We start from the raw sequence: 22,028 nt of genomic DNA, 5'->3' as shown, positions 1-22,028 counted from the left end.
CCGATGATTCCCGAACTCGGCCACCTGGCCCTGATTCTCGCCCTGTGCATGGCTGTGGTGCAGGCGACCCTGCCGCTGATCGGCGCCTGGCGCGGTGACCGCCAGTGGATGAGCCTGGCTCAGCCGGCCGCCTGGGGGCAGTTCGCCTTCCTCACCTTTGCCTTCGCCTGCCTGACCTACGCCTTCATGGTGGACGACTTCTCCGTCGCCTACGTTGCCAGCAACTCCAACAGCGCGCTGCCCTGGTATTACAAGTTCAGCGCCGTGTGGGGCGCTCACGAAGGCTCGCTGCTGCTCTGGGCGCTGATCCTCGGCGGCTGGACCTTTGCCGTGTCGGTGTTCTCCCGCCAACTGCCGGAAGTGATGCTGGCCCGCGTGCTGGCGGTGATGGGGATGATCAGCATCGGCTTCCTGCTGTTCCTGATCATCACCTCCAACCCCTTCAACCGCCTGCTGCCGAACATGCCGGCGGACGGCAACGACCTCAACCCGCTGCTGCAGGACTTCGGCCTGATCGTCCACCCGCCGATGCTCTACATGGGCTACGTGGGCTTCTCGGTGGCCTTCGCCTTCGCCATCGCCGCGCTGCTCGGCGGCCGCCTCGACGCTGCCTGGGCGCGCTGGTCGCGTCCGTGGACCATCATCGCCTGGGCCTTCCTCGGCATCGGCATCGTGCTCGGCTCCTGGTGGGCCTACTACGAGCTGGGCTGGGGCGGCTGGTGGTTCTGGGACCCGGTGGAAAACGCCTCCTTCATGCCCTGGCTGGTGGGCACCGCGCTGATCCACTCCCTGGCGGTGACGGAAAAACGCGGCGTGTTCAAGAGCTGGACCGTGCTGCTGGCCATCGCGGCCTTCTCCCTGAGCCTGCTGGGTACCTTCCTGGTGCGTTCCGGCGTGCTGACCTCGGTGCACGCCTTCGCCTCCGATCCGGAGCGCGGCGTTTTCATCCTTGCCTTCCTGCTGCTGGTGGTGGGCGGTTCGCTGGCGTTGTTCGCCGTGCGCGCGCCGGTGGTGAAGAGCCAGGTGGGCTTCGCCCTCTGGTCCCGCGAGACCCTGCTGCTGGTGAACAACCTGGTGCTGGTGGTGGCCGCTTCGATGATCCTGCTGGGCACCCTCTATCCGCTGGTGCTGGACGCCCTGACCGGCGCCAAGCTGTCGGTGGGCCCGCCGTACTTCAATGCGCTGTTCCTGCCACTGATGGGCATTCTCATGCTGGCCTTGGCCGCGGGCGTGCTGGTGCGCTGGAAGGACACCCCGCTGAAGTGGCTGCTGGGTATGCTCGGTCCGGTGCTGATCGGCAGCCTGGTGCTCGGCGTGCTGGCCGCCGTCTTCCTCGGCGACTTCCATTGGGCGGTGCTGGCGGTGGGCGCACTGTCCGCCTGGGTGGTACTGGCCGGTGTCCGCGACCTGATCGACAAGACCCGCCACAAGGGCCTGCTCAAGGGCTCCGCCGGTCTCACGCGCAGCTACTGGGGCATGCAACTGGCCCATGCCGGCATCGCCGTCTGCGCCCTGGGCGTGGTGCTTTCCAGCCAGTACAGCGCCGAGCGTGACCTGCGCCTGGCGCCGGGCGAGTCGGTGGAACTGGGCGGCTACCGCTTCCACTTCGAGGGCGCGGCCCATCACGAAGGTCCGAACTTCACCTCCGACAAGGGCACAGTGGTGGTCTTCGACGGCGACCAGCAGGTCACCGTGCTGCACCCGGAGAAACGACTCTACACCGTGCAGCAATCGGTGATGACCGAGGCCGGTATTCACGCTGGCTTGACCCGCGACCTCTACGTCGCCCTTGGCGAGCCGCTGGATAACGGCGCCTGGGCGGTACGTGTGCATGTGAAACCCTTCGTCCGCTGGATCTGGCTTGGCGGCCTGCTGATGGGCTTCGGTGGCCTGCTGGCGGCCTTCGACCGGCGCTACCGGGTGAAGGTGAAGACCCGCGTCCGCGAGGCGCTGGGCATGGCTGGAGCACAAGCATGAAGCGTCTGATCCTCGTCCTGCCCCTGCTGGGCTTCCTGGCCATCGCGGTATTCCTCTACCGTGGCCTGTTCCTCGATCCGGCCGAGCTGCCCTCGGCCCTGATCGACAAGCCGTTCCCGGCCTTTTCCCTGCCCAGCGTCAGCGGCGACCGCACCCTCACCGAGGCCGACCTCAAGGGCAAGCCGGCGCTGGTCAACGTCTGGGGCACCTGGTGCGTGTCCTGCCGCGTGGAGCACCCGGTGCTGAACAAGCTGGCGCAGATGGGCGTGAACATCTACGGCGTCAACTACAAGGATGACAACGCCGCTGCGCTGAAATGGCTGAAGGAGTTCCACAACCCTTACCAGCTGGACATCCGCGACGAGCAGGGCAGCCTCGGCCTGGACCTGGGCGTCTACGGCGCGCCGGAGACCTTCCTGATCGACAAGGACGGCATCATCCGCCACAAGTACGTCGGCGTGATCGACGAAGTCGTCTGGCGCGAGCAACTGGCGCCGCTCTACCAATCCCTGGAAGACGAGGCGGGCAAATGAAGCGCCTGATCGCCGCCGCCCTGCTGGGCCTGGCCCTGACCGGCGTCGCCGGGGCCGCCATCGACACCTACCAGTTCAGGGACGAGGCCGAGCGCGAGCGCTTCCGCACCCTTACCGAAGAACTGCGCTGCCCGAAGTGCCAGAACCAGAACATCGCCGACTCCAATGCGCCGATCGCCACCGACCTGCGCCGGGAAATCTTCCGCATGCTGGAAGAGGGCAAGAGCAACGACGAGATCGTCGACTACCTGGTGGCTCGCTACGGCGACTTCGTGCGCTACAAACCGCCGGTCAACGCCCGCACCCTGCTGCTCTGGTACGGTCCCGCCGGCCTGCTGGTGGGCGGCCTGGTAGTGCTGGGCATCATCGTCGTACGCCGTCGCCGGGTGGAGAACAGCCCGGCCCGGGTACTGCTTTCCGCCGATGAGCAGGCCCGCCTCGACGCCCTGCTGAATTCCGAGAACCAGGACAAGAAAGACTCATGATCGATTTCTGGCTCGCCGCCGGCCTGCTCCTGCTGGTCGCCCTGGCCTTCCTGCTGATCCCCGTGCTGCGTGGTCGCAAGGCCCAGGCCGAGGAAGACCGCACCTCCCTCAACGTCGCCCTCTACCAGGAGCGCCTGGACGAGCTGGAGACCCAGCGCGACTCCGGCACCCTGAACGTCGAACAGTTCGAGGCCGGTCGCGCCGAGGCCGCCCGTGAACTGCTGGCCGACACCGAAGGCGCCGACAACGGCCGCTCCTCCCGCCTGGGCAAGGCCCTGCCGCTGCTGGCCGCCGTCCTGGTGCCGCTGCTGGGCTTCGGCCTCTACCTGCACTGGGGCGCCAGCGACAAGGTGGAGCTGGCCCGCGAGCTGCGCGAACAGCCGCGCAGCATCGAGGAGATGACTTCGCGTTTGGAGCGCGTGGTGGAGGCGCAGCCGGAATCCGCCGAAGGCTGGTACTTCCTTGGCCGCACCTACATGGCCCAGGACCGTGCCGCCGACGCCGCCCGTGCCTACGAACAGGCGGTCAAGCGCGGCGGTCGCGAGCCCGAATTGCTGGGCCAGTGGGCCCAGGCGCTGTACTTCGCCAGCCAGAAGACGCTGACCCCCGAGGTCAAGGCCCTGACCGAAGAGGCGCTGAAGGCCGATCCCAACGAGATCACCAGCCTCGGCCTGCTGGGAATCGCCGGCTTCGAGGAAGGCCGCTACCAGGACGCCATTGGCTACTGGGAACGCCTGATCGGCCAACTGCCGGTCGACGACCCCTCCCGTGGCGCCCTGCAGGGCGGCATCGACAAGGCCCGCGAGCGCCTCAAGGCCAGCGGCGTGGCCGTCGAGGAACCCGCGGCCGCGCCGGCCGGTGCCCAGCTCAAGGTCCGCGTGGACCTGGCCGCCGCGCTGAAGGACAAGGTGCAACCCGGCGACAGTGTGTTCATCTTCGCCCGCGCCACGTCCGGCCCGCCCATGCCCCTGGCGGTCAAGCGCCTGACGGTGGCCGACCTGCCGGTTGAAGTCAGCCTGAGCGATGCGGACGCCATGATGCCGCAGCTCAAGCTCTCCAACTTCCCGCAGGTGCAGTTGGTCGCCCGGATTTCCCGTAGTGGCAATGCGACTTCGGGTGAATGGATAGGAAGCAGTTCGCCGCTGTCTACCGGTACGTCGGATATCCAACGACTGACCATCGACAGCCCGGACAAGAAATGACCACCCACAGCACGCTTCCCTCAGCGCCGAACACCCGCTTCGGCCTGCCCCTGATCTGCCTCGTCCTGACCCTCGCCGGCTGCGCCGGCCAGGGCCCCTATCAGGAACCCGACTGGGAACCTTCCCGCAAGCCGCCGGCGGCCCAGTCCCTGCCGCAGAACCGCCCCTTGCCGCCCGCCCAGCCGCAGCCACCGAAGCAGGCGCCGCGGTTGAAGGCTCACCCGCGCTTCGCTCCGCCGCCCGGTGGTAACTGCTATTGGGATACCGGCCTCGGTGTCTACGTCCTCGAAGGCGAACGCAATGTGTTCTACCGCGAGCGCGTCTATTACCGCTGGAACAACGGCTGGAGCTACTCCAACGGCCCGCAGGGCCCCTGGTTGCCTACCGACGCCAGCGGTGTGCCGGCAGGACTGGGGCGGCGCTTCCAGTAACTTTTCGGACGGGCCTGCGGGTTGGGGGCAGGGCGTCCGAGCCCAGCGAGGCCCAACGCGGCGCTGCCGGTCCGAGGATCGTTGGGTTTCGTTCCTCTACCCAACCTACGGCATGCCTCGCGGATGAATTCGCTCCACGGGGCCGTGCACGGACAACCCCCTGCGGGGAGCCCAGTCAGTAGGTGGGTGCGGGCCTCGTTGGTCCGAGCCCAGCGAGGCCCAACGCGGCGCTGCCGGGCCCGAGATTCGTTGGGTTTCGTTCCTCTACCCAACCTACGGCATGCCTCGCAGATGAATTCGCTCCACGGGGTCGTGCACGGACAACCCCCTGCGGGGAGCCCAGTCAGTAGGTGGGTGCGGGCCACGTTGGTCCGAGCCCAGCGAGGCCCAACGCGGCGCTGCCGGCCCGAGATTCGTTGGGTTTCGTTCCTCTACCCAACCTACGGCGTGCCTCGCGGATGGATGCACCGCCACGGATACCGAACCGTCGGCGGCAACCGGCCATTTGTCTCATCGCCGTTTCACTTTGCCTTTCGTCGGCGATCCCCCGGAATCGGACCAGTCCCCTGGCAACTGAAACACAGCTTCCTCATGCTTTCTGGCGTCAACCTGCTGGCGCCGGGCGGGGTAGAACCCGCTGCCTGGCTCCCGTTCCGTACGGCCATTTCGAACGAGATAAATCGTGGAATTCTTTCATCTGATCAATTCACTTCTGGGGCAGGACACGACCAAGGAAATGGTTCGCCTCGTCGTCGTCTACGCGCACCTGATCGCTTGCTGCGTGGCCGTCGGCCTGGTGCTGACGAGCGATTTCGCCATGGTGCGGCAATTGCTACGGGGTACGGACGGGGGCCCTGCCGACACGCATCACCTGGAGCAACTCAAGCGCACGGTGTCGCTGGCCCTGCAGGCCCTGTGGGTGACCGGCATCCTGATCGTCGTGCTGGACGTCGCCAGCAAGGGAGCGATCTACCTGCTCAACCCGAAGCTGCAGGCCAAGGTACTGATCGTCTCCCTGCTGACGCTGAATGGTGTTCTGCTGCACCGGAGCATCCTGCCGGCGCTGGCCAAGACTGGCACGCTGCTGCGCCTGGAGCCGAGTATGCGCAGCCTGGCGATCTTCGCCGGTACCGTGTCGGCGGTGTCCTGGTTCTACGCGGCGATGCTGGGTGTGGGACGGCCGTTGGCGTGGAAGTACAGCCTAGCGGAACTGATGGTGGTCTACCCGCTGCTGATCCTCGCCGGCTACGTCGCCATGAGCCTGTTGGTGGCCTGGGCCGGCCAGCGGCGCCAGCGAATTCTCACGGACGCGGCCAGGCGCGAGCTTGGTCGGCAGGCGATGTCCTGACCTGAAAAACAAAAGAGCGGCCCAGGCCGCTCTTTTTTCACGCCCGGCGCTTACTGCCCGGTGTAGACCTGGTCGAAGACACCGCCATCGTTGAAGTGGGTCTTCTGCACCTCACGCCAGTCGCCGAAGGTCTTTTCCACGGAGAGGAATTCCACCTTGGGGAAGCGGTCGGCGAACTTGGCGAGGATTTCCGGGTTGCGCGGACGCAGGTAATTGTTGGCGGCGATGGTCTGGCCCTCGTCGCTCCACAGGTACTTGAGGTAGGCCTCGGCGGCGGCGCGGGTGCCTTTCCTGTCCACCACCTTGTCGACCACCGCCACCGGCGGCTCGGCCTCGGCAGACACGCTGGGGTAGACCACCTCGAAACCGCCGCGTCCGAATTCGCGGGCGATCATCTCGGCTTCGTTCTCGAAGGTGACCAGCACGTCGCCGATCTGGTTCTGGATGAAGGTGGTGGTGGCGGCGCGGCCACCGGTATCCAGCACCGGCGCCTGCTTGAACAGCTTGCCGACGAACGCCCTGGCCTTGTTCTCATCACCGCCGTTGTTCAGCACGTAGCCCCAGGCGGAGAGGTAGGTGTAGCGGCCGTTGCCGGAGGTCTTGGGGTTGGGCACCACCACCTGCACGCCTTCCTTGAGCAGGTCCGGCCAATCCTTCAGGCCCTTGGGGTTGCCCTTGCGCACGATGAACACCGTGGCCGAGGTGAAGGGCGCGCTGTTGTTCGGCAGGCGGGTCGCCCAGTCCTGCGGTACCAGGCCGCCGTGGTCGACCAGGGCGTTGATGTCGGTGGCCTGGTTCATGGTGATGACATCGGCGGGCAGGCCGTCGATCACCGCGCGGGCCTGCTTGCTGGAGCCGCCGTGGGACATCTGCAGGGTGATGTTTTCGTCGTTCTCCTCTTTCCAGTGCTTCTGGAAGGCGGCGTTGTAGTCCTTGTAGAAGTCACGCATCACGTCGTACGAGACGTTGAGCAGGGTCGGTGCGGCCTGGACGGCGCCGGCCAGGGAAAGGCCGGCGGCGAGGAGGGAAGCGGAAAACAGTCGTTTCACGGGGCGGTCCTTCTGGGCGAGGTGGGCGCTCGACTATAACGGAACGGCATATATCCTTTTAATACTTAAAAGGCATTTTGTTATGCCTGTCTGGCTCGCCTGGCTGATGGGTTCCGCTTCGCTCGCGGAGTGCCACCCGACCCATCCTGCGGGTGACTCTGCCGCCCCATCTGTAGGATGGGTAGAGCCCGCGAAACCCATCGATCATGGTTGGGTCCGCGCATCGTCAGAAGACCCGGCCGAGGTTGAGGTAGAGCGCCCGTTCTGCTTCGTCGTTGAGGCCGAAGCCGAAGTCCAACGGCCCGAGGGGCGTGTCCAGGCTGAGGAAGACGCTGGCGGCATTGATGTAGCCGCTGTCGAAGCTGTTGTCGTTGTTCCAGGCCCGGCCGCGTTCCAGGCTGCCACCGAGGTAGAGGGGCAGGTCCAGGGGCAGGAAGGCGCGGGGCGTCAGGCGGCGGTAGTAGACCGCCCGCGCCAGGCTGACGTTCTGGCCGGCGATGGAGTCCTGGCGGAAGCCCGAAAGCTGGCGCGCGCCGCCCAGGAGGAAGCTGGAGGTGATCACGTCGGTGTCGTCCAGGGTGCGGCCGTAGCGCCCGCCGAGGACGAAAGTATTCGGGCCCGAGCCCAGCGCCTTGTCCAGGCTGAACTGCCATTGTCGATAGCGATCGTCCGAGCCCAGCGTCGGGTCGTACTCGCGCAGGGTCAGGCTGATGTCCTCACCCTCGTGCGGGTAGTCGACGTTATCCAGGGTGTCGAAGGAGTACTTCAGCTCGTAATAGCCTTCGGTGAACTCGAAGCTGGGCAGGTCCCGCTCGCCGACCCGTACGTCGGCCTGGCCCCAGGCCTGGCCGATGCCCAGGCGGATTTCGCCGTTGTTGGCGATCTGTCGTCCCAGGTTGAGGCCATAGCCGTAGCGCTCCAGGCGGTATTCGGCAACGGGGTCGTTGTCGAGGATGGCCTCGACGTTCTGCGCCTCGCCGAGCAGGTAGGGCGCGACGAAGTAGCGTGAGCCGGCGTCCAGGGGCTGGTAGAACTCGCTGTAGAGCTCCTGGTGGTCGCCCAGTTGCAGGCGCGTCAGCCACTCGGCGCCCAGTTCGTTGATGCCGTTCTTGCGGTAGCTGGCGCCCAGGTTGAAGGCACTGTCGCCGCGCATGTCATCGGAGAGGTTCAGGCCCAGACGCAGGTAGTCCGTACCGGCACGCTTGCCGCGCGCGTTGATCACCAGGGCATTGCCGTCCTTGCGCTTGACCACCCGGTACTGCACCTGCTCGAAGTAATCCAGGCCGTACAGCGTACTCATGTCGCTCTGCAGGCGGTCCAGGTCCAGTGGCTCGCCCAGGGGCTGGCGTATGTAGCGGCGGATCACCGCGTCACCGATCTTCGAGTCGTTCTCGATGAGGAGGCTGCGGATCACCGGCGTGCGTTCGCTGGGCAGGCGCGCGCTGTCGAGAACCTGGTCGCTGCCGCCGGCTGGCGGGCGCAACCCGGCCAGGCGTTCGGCGAGGATGCGGGTGGCGCGGTAACCGGCCTCGATCATCTCTCGGGAATGGCCGAAGTCGGTGGCGCTGTAGCCGGCCAGCGGTGGCTGGACCAGCACATCACTGGGCGCCAGGGTCGCCAGCTGGGCCTCGGAGTTGCTGCGGGTCATCAGGGTGACGGACTGATTGAGCACATCCACCACGGTGGTCAATTCCTTGCGCGAACGCAGCGGTGTGCCGATGTCCACCACTATGACCCGGTCGACGCCCATGTCGCGGGCCACGTCCACCGGGATGTTGTCCACCATGCCGCCATCCACCAGCAGCCGGCCGCCGACTTCCACCGGCGCGAACACGGCGGGAATCGACATGCTGGCGCGGATCGCCTGGGGCAGGTGGCCACGGCGGAACACCACCTTTTCGCCGGTGGCGATGTCGGTGGCGACGGCGCGGAAGGGGATGGCCAGTCTGTCGAAGTCGCGGGTGTCGCTGGTGTGCACCAGCAGGCTTTCCAGCAGCAGGGCGAGGTTCTGGCCCTGGATCACGCCGAGCGGCAGGCCGAGGCTGCCGTCGTCGCGAAAGCTCAACCGCTGCTTGACCAGGAAATCGCGGTCGTCCTGTTTGCGGCGGAAGGGCACTTCCTGGCGGGGCGGGTCGTCGGACAGGGCCTGCTGCCAGTCCAGGTGGGTGGCGATCCGTTCCAGTTCGTCCACCTGGTAGCCGGCCGCGTAGAGCCCGCCGATCACCGCGCCCATGCTGGTGCCGGCGATGGCGTCGACCTTGATGCCCTGTTCCTCCAGCGCCTTGAGCACGCCGATGTGGGCCAGGCCACGGGCGGCGCCACCGGACAGCACCAGGCCGATGCGCGGTTCGGGCTGGGGCTGGGCAAGGCAGAGAAGGGGGAAAAACAGCAGGCAAAGCAGAAGGCGGCGCATAACGCATCCCTGGTCAGGCGGAGGGCGGAAGCCGGCTATTATAGGGCGCCTATCCTTCGCCGAGCCTCGCCATGCCGTCAGCCAAGCCTGAAATCGTCATCACCTATTGCACCCAGTGCCAGTGGCTGCTGCGCGCCGCCTGGCTCGCCCAGGAGTTGCTCAGCACCTTCGGCGACGACCTCGGCAAGGTCAGCCTGGAACCCGGCACCGGTGGGGTGTTCCGCATCGCCTGCGACGGCGTGCAGATCTGGGAGCGCAAGGCCGATGGCGGTTTCCCCGAGGCCAAGGTGCTCAAGCAGCGGGTGCGCGATCAGATCGACCCCGCGCGGGACCTGGGCCACAACGACCGATCTTGAGACGGGGCGGCAGGATGGGGTGAGCACTCCGCTCCTCCCATCCTTCGATCAGGCCTGGGCGGTCGCCGGCCGTTCCTGTGCCGCAGCGCCCTTCCTGGCCGACAGGGCGATGGCGAAGATGATCAGCGCGCCGCCAGCCAGCATGCGCGGGCCGGGCTGTTCGTTGAACAGCCACCAGGCGAAGGCGATGCCGTAGACCGGTTCCAGGGCGAAGATCACCGCCGTGGTGCGGGCCTTCAACACCTTCAGGCTGGCGACGAACAGGCTGTGGGCCAGGCCCGTGCACAGCACCCCGAGCAGGGCGATCCAGAACCAGTCCATGGCCTGGACCTCGGGCAGCAGCGGCCAACTGAACGGCGCGAGGCACAGCACGATGGTGAGGTTCTGGCAGAGCGCCGCCTTCACCGGGTCCAGCCCCTTGACGCTGACGCGGTTGAGCAGTGACAGCAGGGAGAACAGCAGGCCGGAGAGCACGGCCGAAAGCAGCCCCTGGGTGGCCTCGCTGCCCCAGTCGAAGCTGGGCGTCACCAGCACCAGGCCCAGGCTGACCAGGCCGACGATGAGGATTTCCTGCGCACGGATGCGTTCGCGGAACAGCAGCCCCTCCAGCAGCAGGGTGAAGGCCGGAAAGCTGGCGAAGCCGAGGGTGGCGATGGCCACGCCGGCCACCTGCACCGCATGGAAGAAGGTGATCCAGTGGGTGCCCAGCAATACGCCGCCGAGGGCCAGCATGCCCAGTTGGCGAACCCCCGGGGTGGCGCTGCGACCGCGGGCGATGAGCCGGGCGAAGAGCGCCAGGGCGATCACGGCGAACAGTCCGCGACCGAAGGTGATGACCATCGGCGCGCTGTTGGCCAGCTTGCCGAAGATGCCCGACAGTCCGAACAGCAGGGCGCCCAGGTGGATCGCGAGCAGCGCGTGACGTTCCTTCATGCCAGACGCGCCCCATTGGGCAGCGGTTTGTCGAAGCCGGCCAGCACCACCTTGTTATCGTCGTCGTGGACGCCGGTGACCAGCACTTCCGAGCGGATGCCGGCGATGCGCTTGGGGGCGAAGTTGCACACGCAGAGCACCTGGCGGCCAACCAGCTCCTCCGCCCCATAGTGGGCGGTGATCTGCGCGCTGGAGGTTTTCACCCCGAGCTCGCCCAGGTCCACTTCCAGCACATAGGCCGGCTTGATCGCCTTGGCATTGGGGGCGGCGGAGAGGACGGTGCCGACGCGCAACTCGACACGTTGGAAATCGTCCCATTCGATGGTGGACATGGCGTTCTCCCTGAAAATCGTCGGGCCAGTCTAGTGGCCCCGGGAGTGCTTGTCTGTCGGCAGGCTCGCGGCTTTTGTCGCGTTACTCGCGGAGGCTGCGCAGGGCCCGGGGGGTGACGCCGAACTCGCGGGAGAGGGCGACGGTGAAGGCGCTCTGGGAGTTGTAGCCGACCCGCATGGCGACCTCACCCACCGCCAGGCGTGTGTCCAACAGCAACTGGCGGCCCAGGCGCAGGCGCCGGGCGCGTACGTAGTCCATGGGAGTCTGTCCGGTTTCGGCGAGGAAGCGGGCATGGAAGCGCGCCGCCGAGAGGCCACAAAGGCGCGCCAGGTCCACCACCTGCAGCGGGTGGGCGGCGTGCTGGTCGATATGGGCATCCAGCGCGGCCAGGGGCAGGGCGCCATTGTCCCGTACCGGCGCGCCGGGCGCGGCCAGGCTGGCCAGCAGCAGGCCGGCGGACTGTCCGGCGATCACTTCGTCGGCCAGGGGGCTGGCGGCGATCCAACTGACCAGTTGGCTTTGCGCCGGATTCAGGTTCAGCGCGCCGGGGCGATCCAGCAGGCGTCGTCCGGCATCGAAGTGACGGCCAAGGGTGTGGCGCAGCCAGTCGTCGTCTGGCACATCCACCACCAGGCACAGGCTGCCACCGGGGCTGCCGCAGGCGTGCTGCGCTTCCGGCGGCACCACCGCCAGGGTCTGCCGCTCCACCCGCGCGCCAAGACCATCCACCTCGAAGTCCAGGCGGCCGTTGAGGCCGAATACCAACTGCGCATGGCGGTGGCTGTGAACCAACAGGTCGTGGTTGTACTGGCGCAGGGACAGGATCGGATGCATGGCGCTTACCTCGGGGCAGGCCGCCATTCTACTCCTTGTCGCGCGGGCTGCGTTGTCACAGGCCTGCAACCAGCCGTTCATATCCGGGTCACCGCCAGGGGCCACCATCGGCGAAACCCCGCCGGAGGTCGCCCATGAGCAGCGTCGAACGCCTGGAACCCGCCACCAAGACCAAGCCACGCAAGCAGCGCGTGCGCACCCTGTGGATTTCCGACGTCCACCTGGGCACCCGCGACTGCCAGGCCGAGCACCTGGCGCGCTTCCTCAAGCAGTACCACGCCGACCGCATCTATCTGGTGGGCGACATCATCGACGGCTGGAAACTGCGCGGCGGCATCTACTGGCCGCAGGCGCACACCAACGTGATCCGCCGCCTGCTGACCATGAGCAAGCGCGGCACCGAGGTGATCTACGTCACCGGTAACCACGACGAATTCCTGCGCCGTTACTCGGCGTTGATGCTGGGCAACATCCAGCTGGTGGACGAGGCGGTGCACGAAACCGCCGACGGCCGCCGCCTGCTGGTGATCCACGGCGACCAGTTCGACGTGATCACGCGCTACCACAAGTGGCTGGCTTTCCTCGGCGACTCGGCCTACGAGTTCACCCTGACCCTCAACCGCTGGCTCAACCACTGGCGCGAGCGCTGGGGCTACGGCTACTGGTCGCTGTCGGCCTACCTCAAGCACAAAGTGAAGACCGCGGTGAACTTCATCAGCGACTTCGAGGAAGCCATCGCCCACGAATGCGTCAAGCGCGGCCTGGATGGCGTGGTCTGCGGCCACATCCACCACGCGGAAATTCGCAAGGTGGGCGAGGTGGACTACCTCAACTGTGGCGACTGGGTGGAGTCCTGCACGGCGCTGATCGAGCACTGGGACGGCAGCATCGAACTCTATCGCCTGGCCGAGGCCCAGGCGCGGGAGCTGGAGGCCCGCGCCGTGGAGCTGGTCGAGCCGGCGGCATGAGGATACTGATCGTCAGCGATGCCTGGTTTCCCCAGGTGAATGGCGTGGTCACCAGCCTGCAGCACCTGGTGGTCGAACTGGAGGCCCTCGGCCACCAGGTGCGCCTGCTCTCGCCCCAGGGCTTCCGTTGCCGCCCCTGTCCGAGCTACCCGGAAATCCCCCTGGCCTGGGACCTCTGGCGCGTGGGGCCGATGATCGACGCCTTCCAGCCCGATTGCGTGCACCTGGCCACCGAGGGCCCGCTCGGCTGGGCGGCGCGACGCTGGCTGGTCAAGCGCGGCCTGGCCTTTTCCAGCGCCATCCACACGCGCTTCCCCGAATACGTCCACGGCCGCTGGCCCTGGCTGCCGCTGTCGTGGGGCTACGCCTTCCTGCGCCTGTTCCACCGCCCCAGCCAGGCGGTGCTGGTGACCACCGAGCGTATGCGCGAAACCTTCGCCAGCCACGGCTTGGTCTGGCTCCACCTGTGGCGCAAGGGTGTGGACACGGCGCTGTTCCGTCCGCTGGCGCTGCCCCGGCCGGAACGGCCGGTGTTCCTCTACGTCGGCCGACTGGCCACGGAGAAGAACGTGGAAGCCTTCCTTGGCCTGGATCTGCCGGGAGAGAAGTGGGTGGTGGGCGATGGCCCGCTGCGGGAGGCGCTGGAAGCGCGCTATCCCCGGACGCGCTTCTTCGGCTATCGCCAGGGCGAGGAGCTGGCGCGGTTCTACGCCCAGGCCAGTGTGCTGGTGTTCCCCTCGCTGACCGATACCTACGGCCTGGTGATGCTCGAAGCCCTGGCCTGCGGCACGCCGGTGGCGGCCTTTCCCGTGGCCGGGCCGCTGGATGTGCTGGAGCCGGGGGTTACCGGCTGCCTGGACCAGGACCTGCGAAGCGCCTGCCTGGCGGCGCTGGAACTGGACCGGGAGCGGTGTGCGGAGCTGGCGGGGCAGCTGTCCTGGCGCGCCTCGGCACTGGAGTTCCTGGCGTGCCAGCCGTTGTTGGACGGGGAGAGGTGTGTGGCGCTCTCCCCACAGGAATCCGACCCCATCACGATCAGGGGATGATCTTGTCCCGCAGCTTCTCGGCAGCCTGCTGCAATGCCTGGATGACTTTCGCTTTGTCGTAGTTCTGGATGCTGTTGGTATCCAGGTACATGGAGAAGCCGGGCAGTTCGTGCTCGACGTAACTGGAGGCGGCCCCCAGGTCGCGGCGGAAGTCCACCACCTGGTAGATCTGCACCGGCCGGGTGAAGCCCTTGACGTTGATCTGGCCCTTGTCGCGGCACATGATCACGTCCTTCACCAGCGAGTAGGTCTCGTGGGAGATGAGGATTTCCCCGGCGTCGGAGGCGGTTTCCAGGCGGCTGGCCAGGTTCACTTCGCGGCCGATGATGGTGTAGTCCATGCGCGTGTCGGCGCCGAAATTGCCGACGGTGCAGTAGCCGGTGTTGATGCCCATGCGGATTTCCAGCGACTTGGTAATGCCCTGGGCGCGCCACTGCTGGCGCAGCACCTTCATGTGCTTGCGCATGGCCACCGCCATGGACACGGCCGCCACGGCGTCCTTCTTGGCGCCCTGGGTGGCCGGGTCGCCGAAGAACACCATGACGCTGTCGCCGACGAACTTGTCGATGGTGCCGCCGTATTTCAGGGCGATCTTCGACATGTCGTTGAGGTAGTTGTTGAGCAGGTCGGTCAGGGCTTCGGCTTCCAGCTCCTCGGACAGCTCGGTGAAGCCCTTGATGTCGGAGAAGAACACGCTGAGCTTCTTGCGCTGAGTTTCCAGGCGCACGCTCTTCTTGCCGCTGAAGATCATTTCCCAGACCTGGGGCGACAGGTATTTGGCCAGGTTGCGCGCCAGGCGCGCGGCCTTTTCCTGTTCGCGCTTGATCTCGCTGCGAGCCTGCGCCAGGCGCATGCCCTGCTGGTGTACGAAAAAGGCGGTGATGCAGATGTACAGGGCGGTGAAGAGCACGCTGACCAGGGCCACCAGGGCCGGGGAGCCGCCCTTGAACTCGGGCCGCAGGGCCAGGCCGACGGCCGCCAGGCTGGCCAGGAAACCGGCCAGGACCAGGCTCATCTTGCGCAGGCCGCCGAGGAGCATGGCGCTGAAGCACAGTGTCAGCAGGACCATCGACGTCGGGACTACCGAGAAGCCCAGCAGGACGACGGCGGCGCCGGCATGGAAGGTGTCGACGCCGAGCAGGATCTGGTCGGTGCGTTGCCCCGGGAAACGCAGGCTCAGGTGGTGGGCCAGGTGCGGGTAGAGCAGGGCGTAGGGAACCATCCAGAGGATGTCCAGGCTGAAGTGCTGGACGTAGGTGCCGGCGGCGATGCTGGCCGCGACGGTCATGTAGGCGAGTATCCGGGAATAGTATTCGCGCAGCACGGGGGTGGCGGTGGAAGGGTCGAGCATGGCGGGCTTCATGGCTTGGGTCTGTCCCTGCTGCTTTCTTGACGCCGAGTCACGGCATTCGATGAATGCTGCAAGGCCCGGGCCATGACTTGGGCTGATGCGGGATCATAACCAAGCGACGGACCGACGGCCAGTTGGCGCCGGTCCCGCCGGAGGGGCTCAGAAGCGGATGCGGCCGGTGAAGGCGTCCTTGAGCATCACCCAGTCGCCGATGAAGCTGTAGAGCGGGTACTTGAAAGTCGCCGGCTTGTTCTTCTCGAAGGCGAAGTGGCCGACCCAGGCGAAGCCATAGCCGGCGAAGGGCAGGGCCAGCAGCCAGAGCCACTGCTGGGTGGCCAGGGCATAGCCGAGGATGCCCAGCACCAGCAGGCTGCCCACGTAGTGCAGGCGGCGGCAGGTGTCGTTGCTGTGCTCCTGCAGGTAGTAGGGGTAGAACTCGGCGAAGCTTTGGAAGCGATGGGTGGACTCGGCGGACATGGCGGCTGCTCCAGATTCTTGTTGTAGGAAGGAGTGTAGGACGGGTGTCTTCGAGGGCCAGTGACAATGGGCGCCACTTTAGTATCCTTGCCGGCACTCCGCCCGCGGGCGGTTGCCTTGAACTGCAGAACAAGAAGGCGCCATGAGCGAACGCACGACTTCTTCGAGTTGGGCCCTGGGAATCGTCCAGGCCCTGGAAATGGGTGGCGTGGATTGCCGCAATCTGTTTCCCGAGCTCGGTCTCGACTACCAGGCCCTGAACGATCCCGATGCCCGCTTTCCCCAGGACGGCATGACCCGCCTGTGGCTGCGTGCCGTCGAGCTGTCCGGCAACCCGGCCATCGGCCTGAACATGGCCAAGGTGGTGCGCCCGGCGTCCTTCCATGTGGTGGGCTATGCGCTGATGTCCAGCCGCAGCCTGAAGGAAGGCTTCGCGCGCCTGGTGCGCTACCAGCGGATCATCGCCGAGGGCTCCGACCTGAGCTTCTGCGCCAAACCCGAAGGGTACGAGCTGCGCCTGTCCATTCATGGTGACCGGCTGCCACCGGCCCGGCAGAGCGCCGAGGCGTCCATGGCCTATTGCCTGGCATTCTGCCGCTGGATGACGGGACGCCCGATCAACCCGCTGGAAATTCGCTTCCAGGGGCCGCCACCGGCCGACGTTGAACCCTATCGCCAGGTCTTCCAGGCGCCGCTGCGCTTCAACGCCGAGCATTGCGCCTTGCTGTTCGGTCGCGCCGACATGGAGGCGCCGCTGCCTACCGCCAACGAATCCCTGGCGCAACTGCACGACCGTTTCGCCGGTGACTACCTGGCGCGTTTCTCCGGCACCCGCGTCACCCATCAGGTGCGTCAGGTGCTGTGCCGCCTGCTACCCCAGGGCGAGCCCAAGCGCGAAGTGGTGGCCAGTCTGATGCACCTGTCGCAGCGCACCCTGCAACGACGCCTGCAGGAAGAGGGGGTGAGTTTCCAGCAACTGCTGGACGACACGCGCCGCGAGCTGGCCGAGCAGTACCTGGCGCAGCCGGGGCTGACCCTGCTGGAGATCGCCTACCTGCTGGGCTTCGCCGATCCGAGCAACTTCTTCCGTGCCTTCCGCCGCTGGTTCGACAGCACGCCCGGGGAGTACCGCGCGCAGTTGTAGGCGCGAATTCATTCGCGATGGGATGTGACCTGAGGGCAGGCCGGCGGCCTGCTTCGCGATTGAAATCGCTCCCACCCGGCGAATGAACGCCGCCGCGCCTCAATGCCGCCAGAAATAGGGCGTCAGCAGCACCAGCACGGTGAGGATTTCCAGGCGGCCCAGGAGCATGCCGAGGGTGAGCAGCCACTTGGCGCCGTCCGGCAGGCTGGAGAAGTTGCCGGCCGGGCCGATGATCTCGCCCAGGCCCGGCCCCACGCCGGACACCGTGGAAGCGGCGCCGGTGAGGGCGGTGATCCAGTCCAGCCCCATCAGCGACAGCCCCAGGGCTATGGCGCAGATGATGATGGTGAAGAAGAACGAGAACGTCAGGATCGAGCGGACGATGTCTTCATCCAGGCGGTGGCTGTTGTAGGTCTGCTTGATCACCGCGCGCGGGTGTACCAGTTGGGTGAGGTTGGCCTTGAGCAGGATGTAGGCCACCTGGAAACGGAAGATCTTGATACCGCCGGCGGTGGAGCCGGAGCAGCCGCCGACGAAGCCCAGGTAGAAGAACAGCATCAGCGAGAAGTTGCCCCACAGGCTGTAGTCGCCCAGGGCGAAACCGGTGGTGGTGAGGATGGAGGTGGTGTTCACCGCCACGTGGCGCAGGGCGTCGAGCCAGTGCAGCTCGGTGGTGAGCCAGTACCAGGTGCCGAGCACCAGCCAGATGGCCAGCAGCAGACCGAGGAAGCCCCGCACCTGCTCATCCCGGGTCAGCGCCTTGCGATTGCCGCGCAGCACCGCCACGTAGAGCATGAAGGGCAGGCTGCCGAGGATCATCACCAGCACCGCCACCCAGTGCACCGCCGGCTGGTGCCATTTGGCCAGGGACTGGTCGGAGGTGGAGAAACCGCCGGTGGCGATGGCCGACATGGCGTGGTTGACCGCGTCGAACGGGTTCATGCCGGCGGCCCAGAAGGCCAGCGTGCCCAGCAGGGTGAAGCCGATGTAGATGGCGACGATGTACTTGGCCACCATGTGCGAGCGCGGCATGACCTTGTCCGAACGGTCCGAGGACTCGGTCTGGAACAGGCGCATGCCACCAATGCGCAGCAGCGGCAGGATCGCCACCGCCATGCCGATGAAGCCGATGCCGCCCAGCCAATGCAGCAGCGAACGCCAGATCAGGATGCCCGGCGACATGCTGTCCAGCCCGCTCAGCACCGTGGCGCCGGTGGCGGTGATGCCGGACATGCTCTCGAACCAGGCGTCGGTGTAGCTGATGTGCTGGGTGAGGAGAAAGGGCAGGGCGGCGAACACGCAGACGACGAGCCAGCTGGACACCGTCAGCAGGTACATGTCGCGGGGGCGCAGGTGGACATGGTCCGGCCGGCCGGGGATGACCAGGGCCAGGCCGGCGACGAAGGTGATCAGGCTCGACCAGACGAAGGCGTTGATGTCCTCGGTGCGCTCGTAGAGCGCCAGGGTCAGCATGGGAATGGCCATGCTGACCGCCAGGGTGATGAGGAAGATGCCGTTGAGGAAGCCGATGATGCGTAGGGTCGGCAGGGCCATGGGGTCCGTTTCAGGCTGCGGTCGAAAGGCGCAATTCTAACCGTCCCCGGCGCCCTGTAAACCGGATGGCCTCAGTGTTTCCAGAACTTGGGCGTGAACAGCACCAGCACCGTGAGGATTTCCAGGCGGCCGAGCAGCATGCCGATGGTCAGCAGCCATTTGGCCGAATCCGGCAGGCTGGAGAAGTTGCCCGCCGGGCCGATGGTCGGGCCCAGTCCCGGCCCCACGTTGCACACCGCCGTGGCGGCGCCGGTCAGCGCCGTGACCCAGTCCAGGCCGATGAGGCACAGGCCCAGGGCGATGACCGCAATGGTGGTGGTGAAGAAAAAGGAGAAGGTGATCAGCGAGCGGACGATTTCGTCGTCCAGGTTGTGCTTGTTGTACTGCTGTTTGATCACGGCGCGTGGATGCACCAGTTGCTGCAGGTTGGCCTTGAGCAACTGCCAGGCCACCTGGAAGCGGAAGATCTTCAGGCTGCCGGCGGTGGAGCCGGAGCAGCCGCCGACGAAGGTCAGGTAGAAGAACAGCATGACCGCGAAGCTGCCCCAGAGGGTGTAGTCGCCCAGGGCGAAGCCGGTGGTGGTCACGACCGAGGTGACGTTGACCGCCGCGATGCGCAGCGCGTCGAGCCAGGTGTTCTCGGAGTGGGCCCAGAGCCAGGTGCCGACCACCAGCCAGGTGACCACCAGGAAACCGATGAAACCGTGTACCTGGTGGTCCCGTACCAGGGCCGTCCGGTGTCCCCGCAAGGTGGCGACGAGCAGGGTGAAGGGCAGGCTGCCGAGGATCATCACCACCACGGCGACCCAGTGCACCGCGGGTTGTTTCCAGTTGGCCAGGGAGGCGTCCGAGGTGGAGAAGCCGCCGGTCGAAATGGCCGCCATGGCGTGGTTGATCGCGTCGAAGGGCGTCATGCCCGCCAGCCAGAAGGCCAGCGCACCCAGCAGGGTGAGGCCGACGTACACCAGCACGATGGCCTTGGCCACCATGTGCGACCGGGGCATCACCTTTTCGCCCCAGTCGGAGGATTCGGTCTGGAACAGGCGCATGCCACCGACCCGCAGCAGCGGCAGGATCGCCACCGCCATGCCGATGAAGCCGATACCGCCCAGCCAGTGCAGCATCGAGCGCCAGATCAGCAGCCCCGGAGAGGCGTGGTCCAGGCCCGTCAGGACCGTGGAACCGGTGGTGGTGATGCCCGACATGGTCTCGAAGAAGGCATCGGTGTAGCTGATGTGCTGGATCAGCAGCATGGGCAGGGCGGCAAAGCAGCAGACGATGACCCAACTGGCAGTGGTCAGCATGTACATGTCGCGGGGGCGCAATTGGGTGTTCGCCGGACGTCCGGGGCCGACCAGCGCCAGACCGGCGATGAAGGTGACCAGGCTCGACCAGAGGAAGGCGAAGATGTCATCGGTGCGCTCGAACAGCAGCAGGGTGGCCATGGGAATGATCATGCTCACGGCCAGGGTGATGAGGAACAGGCCGATGATGAAACCGATGGTGCGCACTGTCGGCAGGGACATGGAGCCCTCTGGGGCGATTGACGGATGCGGCATTCTACTGGGCCGGCGAAGCCGTTGAAACGCCCGTCATGGGCGCCATGGCAGCCTCATCCGGCACCGTACCGGTGCCCGTGAGACCGAGTCGCGTTATCAGGCTAGAATGCCGGCTTTGTGAAATCTGGAGGTAGCCGATGGAGGCTCTCGACGCTCTGCTCAACCGCGTATCCCTGGGCCGCCTGCAGGAGCCGGCGCCCGATGCCGCCCAGCGCGAGGTGCTGTTCCGTGCGGCCCTGCGCGCACCAGACCATGGCTACCTGCGGCCCTGGCGCTTCCTCACCATCGAGGGCGAGGCGCGCGCGAAGCTCGGCGAACTGTTCGTTTCCGCCGTGCGGGCAAAGGACCCGCAAGCCCCGGACGCGGCCATTACCAAGGCCCGCAACATGCCGCTGCGGGCCCCGCTGCTGGTGGTGGTGATCGCCACCCTGCAGGCCGGCCACAAGGTGCCGGAGGCCGAGCAGGTGCTGTCCGCCGGCTGTGCCGCCCACGGCATTCTGCTGGCCGCCCATGCCCAGGGCCTGGGCGCCATGTGGCGCACCGGCGATATGGCCTATGACCCGACCGTGGCCGCCGGCCTGGGGCTCGGCGGGCACGAGCGGATCGTCGGCTTCATCTATCTCGGCAGTGTCGAGGGGGAGCGCCGCGCCGCGCCGGAGCTGGCTCCGGCGGACTTCGTCCAGACCTGGGGCTGATCAGCTCGGCGGCGCAACGGGTAATTCCAGGGTGGCGACGAAGCCGCCCTCGGAATGGTTGTCCAGGTGCAGGCTGCCGCCATGGCGCTCCACCGCCCTGCGCGCAATGGCCAATCCCAGTCCGTGGCCGGCGCCGGTCTGGTTCGGTGCGCGGAAGAACGGCTCGCCCAATTGCGCCAGGTGTTCGGTGGCGACGCCCGGGCCATGGTCGCGGACCCGGATCAGCAGGTCGCCTTCCTGCTCCATTACCGTCACGTCCACCGGTTGTCCCGGCGGATTGAAGCGCAGGGCGTTGCGCAGCAGGTTGTCCAGGGCCCGCTCCAGCATGTCGGGCCAGCCCTGCAGGTGCGTTTCGCCGGGGCAGTCGATGCGAATCTCCTGCTCCGGCGCCAGCAGCCGGGCGTCTTCCTTGAGCTTTTCCAGCAACGGCCGTAGCGCGATGGTGTGGCGTGCGCCCGGCTCGGCGTCCAGGCGGGCGAGGGCGAGGATTTCGCTGATCAGCGCTTCCAGGCGATCGCATTCCTGGCCCAGGCGCGGCCAAAGGGCTTCACGCTGCCCGGGCTCGGCGCGCTCGGCCAGGGCCAGGGCGATGCGCAGCCGTGCCAGGGGGGAGCGCAGTTCGTGGGAGACGTCGCGCAGCAACTGGCGCTGGCTGCCGATCAGGCCCTGCAGGCGCTGACCCATGCGGTTGAAGTCGCCGGCCAGCACGCCCAGTTCGTCTCGCCGCTGCGCCAGGCGGGCGAGGCTGTCCTGCTGGTAGGCGGTCTGGCCGAGGTCGTGCACGGCGCGGCGCAGGCGGTCGAGGGGACGGGTGATGGACAGGGTCAGGGCCAGGCTGAACAGGGTCAGCACGACCAGGGCGATACCCAGCGCGCTCATCGGCCAGAGCAGGCTGCCACGGTGCCAGGCGTCCAGCTCGGAGTAGGGTATGCGGTAGATCAGCAGGTAGGACTCGCCGCTGCTGGCGCTGGTGTACTCCTCGGTCAGGCGCCGCCAGGGCAGCCGGCGCGGATTCTTGTGGCGCGCCTCGAAGGCCGCGGCGCGGGGCGGGAAGGTCCCTTCCACCACCGGCTGGCCGGTGTCGTTGAGAACCTGCACGTCGATTCGCGCACGGTGGCGGAAGTGCTCCAGAAAGCGCTGGGTGTCGCCTGGGCCCTGTTCCTCGTAGCGTTGCACCAGGCGTTCCGCCAACCCCTGCAGCGAGGGGTGGTGGTTGAGGATCCAGGCATCCTGGTTCAGCGCGCGGCCCAGCAGAATGGCCAGGCCGGCCACCAGGGCCAGGGCCAGCCAGAAGGTGGCCAGGATTCGCCAGAAGAGTGAACGCACGGGAAAGCTCCTGA

The 22,028-nt window shown here is 66.8% G+C and carries 21 protein-coding genes; 11 read left to right on the top strand and 10 right to left on the bottom strand.

Annotated elements, in window-relative coordinates:
* The first annotated feature begins 3 nt into the window (after positions 1–3).
* From PJW05_RS18485 to PJW05_RS18460, 6 genes are all read left to right on the top strand, one after another.
* A complete protein-coding gene (locus tag PJW05_RS18485) occupies positions 4–1,977 on the top strand; it encodes a heme lyase CcmF/NrfE family subunit (RefSeq protein ID WP_271408425.1) in 1,974 nt (657 codons plus the stop codon).
* Positions 1,974–2,510 (top strand): DsbE family thiol:disulfide interchange protein, encoded by a 537-nt coding sequence (locus tag PJW05_RS18480; RefSeq protein ID WP_271408424.1) that lies wholly within the window; start codon positions 1,974–1,976, stop codon positions 2,508–2,510. Before PJW05_RS18485 ends, PJW05_RS18480 begins: the two co-directional genes overlap by 4 nt.
* A complete protein-coding gene (locus tag PJW05_RS18475) occupies positions 2,507–2,995 on the top strand; it encodes a cytochrome c-type biogenesis protein (RefSeq protein WP_271408423.1) in 489 nt (162 codons plus the stop codon). Before PJW05_RS18480 ends, PJW05_RS18475 begins: the two co-directional genes overlap by 4 nt.
* On the top strand, positions 2,992–4,197 hold the full coding sequence (gene ccmI, locus PJW05_RS18470; RefSeq protein ID WP_271408422.1) for a c-type cytochrome biogenesis protein CcmI: 1,206 nt from the start codon (positions 2,992–2,994) through the stop codon (positions 4,195–4,197). Before PJW05_RS18475 ends, ccmI begins: the two co-directional genes overlap by 4 nt.
* Positions 4,194–4,628, top strand: a complete 435-nt coding sequence (locus tag PJW05_RS18465; RefSeq protein WP_271408421.1) for a hypothetical protein — start codon at positions 4,194–4,196, stop codon at positions 4,626–4,628. The genes ccmI and PJW05_RS18465 overlap by 4 nt, the downstream gene beginning before the upstream one ends.
* A gap of 682 nt (positions 4,629–5,310) precedes the next feature.
* On the top strand, positions 5,311–5,976 hold the full coding sequence (locus tag PJW05_RS18460) for a hypothetical protein (RefSeq protein ID WP_442969172.1): 666 nt from the start codon (positions 5,311–5,313) through the stop codon (positions 5,974–5,976).
* A 50-nt stretch (positions 5,977–6,026) separates the two neighbouring features.
* Here PJW05_RS18460 and PJW05_RS18455 read toward each other — a convergent pair whose 3' ends face one another.
* Both PJW05_RS18455 and PJW05_RS18450 read right to left on the bottom strand, forming a co-directional pair.
* Complete coding sequence (locus PJW05_RS18455) at positions 6,027–7,025, bottom strand: sulfate ABC transporter substrate-binding protein (RefSeq protein ID WP_271408420.1); 999 nt, start codon at positions 7,023–7,025, stop codon at positions 6,027–6,029.
* Between the two features lie 226 nt (positions 7,026–7,251).
* Positions 7,252–9,438 (bottom strand): patatin-like phospholipase family protein, encoded by a 2,187-nt coding sequence (locus PJW05_RS18450; RefSeq protein ID WP_271408419.1) that lies wholly within the window; start codon positions 9,436–9,438, stop codon positions 7,252–7,254.
* Between the two features lie 71 nt (positions 9,439–9,509).
* On the opposite strand from PJW05_RS18450, the gene PJW05_RS18445 reads away from it, so the two are divergent.
* Positions 9,510–9,794: a SelT/SelW/SelH family protein gene (locus tag PJW05_RS18445; RefSeq protein WP_271408418.1), complete on the top strand. Its 285-nt coding sequence runs from the start codon at positions 9,510–9,512 to the stop codon at positions 9,792–9,794.
* Positions 9,795–9,842: 48 nt separating this feature from the next.
* Here PJW05_RS18445 and PJW05_RS18440 read toward each other — a convergent pair whose 3' ends face one another.
* The 3 genes from PJW05_RS18440 to PJW05_RS18430 form a co-directional block, all read right to left on the bottom strand.
* On the bottom strand, positions 9,843–10,727 hold the full coding sequence (locus PJW05_RS18440; RefSeq protein ID WP_271408417.1) for a DMT family transporter: 885 nt from the start codon (positions 10,725–10,727) through the stop codon (positions 9,843–9,845).
* Positions 10,724–11,059 (bottom strand): tRNA-binding protein, encoded by a 336-nt coding sequence (locus PJW05_RS18435; protein ID WP_271408416.1) that lies wholly within the window; start codon positions 11,057–11,059, stop codon positions 10,724–10,726. Before PJW05_RS18435 ends, PJW05_RS18440 begins: the two co-directional genes overlap by 4 nt.
* A gap of 82 nt (positions 11,060–11,141) precedes the next feature.
* Positions 11,142–11,894 (bottom strand): AraC family transcriptional regulator, encoded by a 753-nt coding sequence (locus PJW05_RS18430; protein ID WP_271408415.1) that lies wholly within the window; start codon positions 11,892–11,894, stop codon positions 11,142–11,144.
* 134 nt (positions 11,895–12,028) lie between these two features.
* Between PJW05_RS18430 and PJW05_RS18425 the strand changes: the two genes are divergently transcribed.
* Together PJW05_RS18425 and PJW05_RS18420 are read left to right on the top strand one after the other, a co-directional pair.
* Positions 12,029–12,862 carry a UDP-2,3-diacylglucosamine diphosphatase gene (locus PJW05_RS18425; RefSeq protein WP_271408414.1) on the top strand — a complete coding sequence of 278 codons (834 nt, stop codon included), beginning with the start codon at positions 12,029–12,031 and terminating at the stop codon, positions 12,860–12,862.
* Entirely contained in the window at positions 12,859–13,908 is a 1,050-nt protein-coding gene (locus PJW05_RS18420) for a glycosyltransferase family 4 protein (protein WP_271408413.1), read from the top strand. Before PJW05_RS18425 ends, PJW05_RS18420 begins: the two co-directional genes overlap by 4 nt.
* Here the strand turns inward: PJW05_RS18420 and PJW05_RS18415 are convergent.
* Both PJW05_RS18415 and PJW05_RS18410 read right to left on the bottom strand, forming a co-directional pair.
* Positions 13,898–15,271, bottom strand: coding sequence for an adenylate/guanylate cyclase domain-containing protein (locus PJW05_RS18415; RefSeq protein WP_271408412.1), 1,374 nt, complete (start codon positions 15,269–15,271; stop codon positions 13,898–13,900). The two genes, PJW05_RS18420 and PJW05_RS18415, sit on opposite strands and share 11 nt — an antisense overlap.
* Before the next feature lie 147 nt (positions 15,272–15,418).
* Positions 15,419–15,736, bottom strand: a complete 318-nt coding sequence (locus PJW05_RS18410; RefSeq protein ID WP_271408411.1) for an Mpo1-like protein — start codon at positions 15,734–15,736, stop codon at positions 15,419–15,421.
* A gap of 142 nt (positions 15,737–15,878) precedes the next feature.
* Between PJW05_RS18410 and PJW05_RS18405 the strand changes: the two genes are divergently transcribed.
* Positions 15,879–16,880 carry an AraC family transcriptional regulator gene (locus PJW05_RS18405; RefSeq protein WP_271408410.1) on the top strand — a complete coding sequence of 334 codons (1,002 nt, stop codon included), beginning with the start codon at positions 15,879–15,881 and terminating at the stop codon, positions 16,878–16,880.
* A 99-nt stretch (positions 16,881–16,979) separates the two neighbouring features.
* Here the strand turns inward: PJW05_RS18405 and PJW05_RS18400 are convergent, their stop codons facing one another.
* On the bottom strand, positions 16,980–18,434 hold the full coding sequence (locus tag PJW05_RS18400; RefSeq protein WP_271408409.1) for a TrkH family potassium uptake protein: 1,455 nt from the start codon (positions 18,432–18,434) through the stop codon (positions 16,980–16,982).
* 71 nt (positions 18,435–18,505) lie between these two features.
* Positions 18,506–19,960, bottom strand: a complete 1,455-nt coding sequence (locus tag PJW05_RS18395) for a TrkH family potassium uptake protein (RefSeq protein WP_271408408.1) — start codon at positions 19,958–19,960, stop codon at positions 18,506–18,508.
* A 170-nt stretch (positions 19,961–20,130) separates the two neighbouring features.
* On the opposite strand from PJW05_RS18395, the gene PJW05_RS18390 reads away from it, so the two are divergent.
* Complete coding sequence (locus PJW05_RS18390; protein ID WP_271408407.1) at positions 20,131–20,688, top strand: nitroreductase family protein; 558 nt, start codon at positions 20,131–20,133, stop codon at positions 20,686–20,688.
* On the opposite strand, the gene PJW05_RS18385 is transcribed toward PJW05_RS18390, so the two are convergent.
* Positions 20,689–22,014 (bottom strand): sensor histidine kinase, encoded by a 1,326-nt coding sequence (locus tag PJW05_RS18385; protein WP_271408406.1) that lies wholly within the window; start codon positions 22,012–22,014, stop codon positions 20,689–20,691. It lies immediately after the preceding gene.
* Positions 22,015–22,028: the final 14 nt, after the last annotated feature.

It is taken from the genome of Pseudomonas sp. Q1-7, assembly GCF_028010285.1.
In the GTDB taxonomy this organism is placed as follows: Bacteria; Pseudomonadota; Gammaproteobacteria; order Pseudomonadales; family Pseudomonadaceae; genus Metapseudomonas.
The sequence above is the reverse complement of the archived record's forward strand: the minus strand, read 5'-3'. Positions and strand labels throughout refer to the sequence as shown.